Raw genomic sequence first — 5,109 nt, forward strand, 5'->3', positions numbered from 1 at the left:
CCTTCCCCTCTCCTCCCCGTCTCGTTCCCCGGCCCTCCCCCCACCCTCACCCCCCCCCCCCCCCCCCCCCCCCCTCCCCCCCCTCCCCCCCCCCCCCCCCCCCCCCCCCCCCCCCCGAGGCGCGCTCACGCACCCGCCGGCGACCGCCGGACGAACCGAAGCCGACCCGTCCGGCGGAGCGCGAACGGGTGCGGCCGGGGAACATCCCCCGGCCGCCCCACGCTGTACCCGGTATGAGTGACTACCGCATCGAGCACGACTCCATGGGCGAGGTCCGGGTCCCGGCGGACGCCAAGTGGCGGGCCCAGACGCAGCGGGCCGTGGAGAACTTCCCGATCTCCGGGCAGCATCTGGAGCGCGCCCACATCGAGGCACTCGCCCGGATCAAGGCCGCGGCCGCCCGGGTGAACGCCGAGCTCGGCGTGCTCGACAAGGACATGGCGCAGGCCATCGGGGACGCGGCGGCCGAGGTGGCCGAGGGGCGCTGGGACGCGCACTTCCCCGTGGACGTCTTCCAGACGGGCTCGGGCACCTCGTCCAACATGAACACCAACGAGGTCATCGCCACGCTCGCGACCGAGCGGCTGGGCCGGGACGTGCACCCGAACGACCACGTGAACGCCTCGCAGTCGTCCAACGACGTCTTCCCCTCCAGCATCCACATCGCGGCCACCGCTGCCGTCACGCGTGACCTCGTCCCGGCCCTGGAGCACCTCGCCGCGTCGCTCCAGCGCAAGTCCGAGGAGTTCGCGGACGTGGTGAAGTCCGGGCGTACGCACCTGATGGACGCGACGCCGGTGACGCTGGGCCAGGAGTTCGGCGGATACGCGGCGCAGGTGCGGTACGGGGTCGAGCGGCTCCGGGCCTCGTTGCCGCGGCTGGCCGAACTCCCCCTCGGGGGCACGGCGGTGGGGACGGGGATCAACACCCCGGCCGGGTTCGCGGCCGCCGTGATCGAGGAGGTCGCCCGGACGACCGGGCTGCCGCTCACCGAGGCGCGCGACCACTTCGAGGCGCAGGGCGCGCGGGACGGGATCGTCGAGACCAGCGGGCAGCTGCGGACCATCGCCGTCGGGCTGACGAAGATCGCCAACGACCTGCGGTGGATGGCGTCGGGACCGCGGACCGGGCTCGCCGAGATCAACCTGCCCGACCTGCAGCCGGGGTCCTCGATCATGCCGGGCAAGGTGAACCCGGTCATTCCGGAGGCCGTCCTGATGGTCGCGGCCCAGGTGACCGGCAACGACGCGACCGTGGCCGCCGCCGGCGCCGCCGGGAACTTCGAACTCAACGTGATGCTGCCGGTCATCGCGAAGAACGTGCTGGAGTCGGTCCGGCTGCTCGCCAACGTCACCCGCCTGCTGGCCGACCGGACGGTCGACGGGATCACCGCGAACCGCGAACGGGCCCGCGAGTACGCCGAGTCGTCGCCGTCGGTGGTCACGCCCCTGAACAAGTACATCGGGTACGAGGAGGCCGCCAAGGTCGCCAAGAAGGCCCTGGCCGAGCAGAAGACCATCCGCCAAGTCGTCCTGGAGAACGGTTACGTGGAACGCGGCGACCTGACCCGCGAGCAGCTCGACGAAGCGCTCGATGTCCTGCGGATGACGCACCCGTAACTTCGTCCGGCAGCAGCCCGAACCGTGATGCGCACCGCAGCGTCGTATGCCTGTGGCACCTAATATCTGTTCATGGCAGAGGGCGGAGCGGTGAGACGAGCGGAAGCGGGCGGACCGACGGCGCGCTGGGCCCCGGGGAGCCGCATCCTGTGGCGCTACCGGGAGAACGCCGGTGAGCGCTTCCACATCTGCCGTCCCGTCACCGTCGTCCAGGACGACGCCGAGCTGCTCGCGGTGTGGATGGCGCCCGGCACGGAGTGCGTGAAGCCGGTGCTCGCCGACGGCACGCCGGTGCACGCCGAGCCGCTGGAGTCCCGCTACACCAAGCCGCGCGCGGTGCGGCGGGACCGCTGGTTCGGCACGGGCGTGCTGAAGCTGGCCCGGCCCGGCGACGCCTGGTCGGTGTGGCTGTTCTGGGAGCCGGGCTGGCGGTTCAAGAACTGGTACGTGAACCTGGAGGAGCCGCTCGTGCGCTGGTCGGGCGGTGTCGACTCGCGCGACCACTTCCTGGACATCGCGGTCCATCCGGACAGGACGTGGCGATGGCTCGACGAAGACGAGTTCGCACAGGCGCAACGGGCCGGTCTGATGGATACTCAACTGGCGGAGCAGGTACGGGAAGCGGGACGCTCCGCCGTGGAGGTGATCCGTGCGTGGGGTCCGCCGTTCTCGGACGGCTGGCAGCACTGGCGCCCGGACCCGTCGTGGGGCGTACCGTCGCTGCCGGACGACTGGGACCGTACGCCCGCGCACGTGTCCACGTGAGACCCTTGATGCGCCCCCGTGGTACAAACGTAGGATCGTCCTCCGCATCAATTTCGGTCAAGGCCGGTGCCGAGCACCGTCGTTGAGGGGTGGTGGCCGGGTGACGGGAGGGCGCAGAGCGGCAACTCCCACAGCAAGCGCTGAACTTGGCCATACGTCACCGAGGGGCGGCAGGACGTGAGCGAGGGGTACGAGGGCCACACCGGTACGGCCTGTCGGCGACCGGACGGGCTGTCCGCGCCGATCGCGGGCCGGTCCGTTGCCCATGACGCGGAAATTCCGTTCCCGGGACACGTATTCCGGGTATCGGCACTTCTGCGGGACGAACTGCACGCACGGCGCGCAGCCCCGGACGGATGGATTCGACACGCGTGACGGAGCACCCGACCTCGCACGAGCGCCGCCGGCCCAGCGCCGGCCGGCCGCCCGCCCCCGCGGACCCCCGCGGGGCGCTCCTGCGTACCCCGGAGCAGCCGGGCACCGGCCCGGCCGCGGCTCCGTTCGACCGCAGCGACCCCCACGCCCCCGCGGCCTTACCGGCGCAGGTCCGCACCGGCGACAGCCCGGCCGGTCCGGGCACGACCGCGTCGTGCGCCAAGCAGGGACCGCCCGGCGGACAGGGCACCGGTACGCCTGTCTCCGGCCAGAGCGTTCCCGCGTCCCCGGGCCCCGAGCACTCCCAGCCGTCCGCCGCCGAACAGGACCCGCACCGGCCCCGGCCGGCTCCGGAGGGCATCCCGATCCAGCCGGGGAGCGAGCAGGACCGGGCACCGGGGAGCGGCGGCAAGGACCGCCGGACCGGCCAGGGGCTGCCGCCGAGCGGCCCGATGCCGATGCGCCGCGACGGTGACCGGCTGCGCTTCGTGGGTGCCGCGACCCGGCGGATCGCCCGGGGCATAGACCTGGACGAGATCGTGATGGGTCTGTGCCGGGCCACCGTGCCGACCTTCTCGGACGCGATCCTCGTCTACCTGCGCGACCCGCTGCCGGTGGGGGACGAGCGGCCCGCCGGGCCCGTCGTGCTGCGGCTGCGCCGCACCGACCGGATTCCCGAGGAGCGGGACACCGAGGGCGGCTTCATCGCCGCGCTCCAGCCCGAGCCCAGCGACCTGTCGGCGATGACCGCCGAACTGTGCGAGGTGCGCCCCGGCGGCGCGCTCGCCGAGGTGCTGCGCGGGGTGCGTCCCGTCTTCGCGGACGCGCCCGCCGCCCGGGCCGCACTGCCCGAGCTGCTCGGCGACGACCTCGCCGTGCCCGGCGGCCAGCGCGCCATCCTCGCCCCGCTGCGGGGCCGCCGCCGGGTGATCGGCGCGGCGCTCTTCCTGCGCCGTCCGGAGCGGATGGCCTTCGAGACCGACGACCTGCTGGTCGCGGCCCAGCTCGCGACGCACAGCGCGCTCGGCATCGACAAGGCGGTGCTGTACGGCCGCGAGGCGTACATCGCCGACGAGCTGCAGCGCACGATGCTGCCCGAGACCCTGCCGCGCCCCACGGGGGTGCGGCTGGCGTCCCGCTATCTGCCCGCCGCCGAGACCGCCCGGGTGGGCGGCGACTGGTACGACGCGATCCCGCTGCCCGGCAGCCGTGTCGCGCTCGTCGTCGGCGACGTCATGGGCCACTCCATGACGTCCGCGGCCATCATGGGCCAGCTGCGCACGACGGCGCAGACCCTCGCCGGGCTCGATCTGCCGCCGCAGGAGGTGCTGCACCACCTGGACGAGCAGGCCCAGCGGCTGGGCACCGACCGCATGGCGACCTGCCTGTACGCCGTGTACGACCCGGTCGCGCACCGGATCACCATCGCCAACGCGGGGCATCCGCCGCCGGTCCTGCTGCACCTGGGCGGGCGCGCGGAGGTGCTGCGGGTGCCGCCGGGCGCCCCGATCGGTGTCGGCGGGGTGGACTTCGAGGCGGTCGAGCTCGACGCGCCCGCCGGCGCGACGCTGCTCCTGTACACGGACGGCCTGGTGGAGTCCCGGCTGCGGGACGTGTGGACCGGGATAGAGCAGCTGCGGGAGCGGCTCGCGGCCACCGCTCAGCTGACCGGCCCCGACCATCCGCCCCCGCTCGAGGCGCTCTGCGACGAGGTGCTCGACATGCTCGGGCCGGGCGACCGGGACGACGACATCGCGCTGCTCGCCGCCCGCTTCGACGGGATCGCTCCCAGCGACGTGGCGTACTGGACCCTGGATCCCGAGGACGCGGCTCCCGGGCGGGCCCGGCGGCTGGCCCGGCGTGCGCTGTCCCGTTGGGGCCTGGAGGACATGAGCGACTCCGTCGAACTGCTCGTCAGCGAGGTGGTCACCAACGCCGTGCGCTACGCCTCGCGGCCGGTGACCCTGCGGCTGCTGCGCACCGACGTGCTGCGCTGCGAGGTCGGGGACGACGTCCCGCAGCTGCCGCGGCTGCGGCAGGCACGCGCCACCGACGAGGGCGGGCGCGGCCTGTATCTGGTGAACCGGCTGGCCAGGCGGTGGGGCGCGACCCGGCTGAGCACCGGCAAGGTCGTCTGGTTCGAGCTGAACCGCAGCTAGGCGGTGCCGTCCGGATCACCTCGGCCCCGGGGCGATCCGAACGGCACCCGCCGGGCACATCGCAGGTGGCACGAGGAGGGGGGGCGGGGAAGGGGGGGGGGGGGCTGCTCGTGTGTTTCTCGCTTGTTGGGGGGTCGCAAAGGGGGGCCTGGGATCCCCACCCGGGAAGACAAAACCAATGGGACCGGCCG

General features: G+C 73.7%; 3 protein-coding genes. All 3 read left to right on the forward strand.

Going from position 1 to position 5,109, the window contains the following annotated elements; translation table 11 throughout:
• Positions 1-233: 233 nt before the first annotated feature.
• The 3 genes from ACZ4NT_RS24580 to ACZ4NT_RS24590 all read left to right on the forward strand — a co-directional run bounded on the left by ACZ4NT_RS24580 (position 234) and on the right by ACZ4NT_RS24590 (position 4,918).
• Positions 234-1,619 carry a class II fumarate hydratase gene (locus ACZ4NT_RS24580; protein WP_121405755.1) on the forward strand — a complete coding sequence of 462 codons (1,386 nt, stop codon included), beginning with the start codon at positions 234-236 and terminating at the stop codon, positions 1,617-1,619.
• A gap of 72 nt (positions 1,620-1,691) precedes the next feature.
• Positions 1,692-2,384 (forward strand): cytidylyl-2-hydroxypropylphosphonate hydrolase, encoded by a 693-nt coding sequence (fomD, locus tag ACZ4NT_RS24585; protein WP_121405754.1) that lies wholly within the window; start codon positions 1,692-1,694, stop codon positions 2,382-2,384.
• A 371-nt stretch (positions 2,385-2,755) separates the two neighbouring features.
• Positions 2,756-4,918 (forward strand): SpoIIE family protein phosphatase, encoded by a 2,163-nt coding sequence (locus ACZ4NT_RS24590; protein ID WP_121405753.1) that lies wholly within the window; start codon positions 2,756-2,758, stop codon positions 4,916-4,918.
• Positions 4,919-5,109: the final 191 nt, after the last annotated feature.

The sequence above is a fragment of the Streptomyces sp. NPDC026417 genome, from assembly GCF_055567695.1.

What these genes read in the sequence shown, in the direction of transcription:
- ACZ4NT_RS24580 (WP_121405755.1), top strand. Translation starts at nt 234, where the DNA reads ATGAGTGACTACCGCATCGAGCACGACTCCATGGGCGAGGTCCGGGTC.
- fomD (WP_121405754.1), top strand. Translation starts at nt 1,692, where the DNA reads ATGGCAGAGGGCGGAGCGGTGAGACGAGCGGAAGCGGGCGGACCGACG.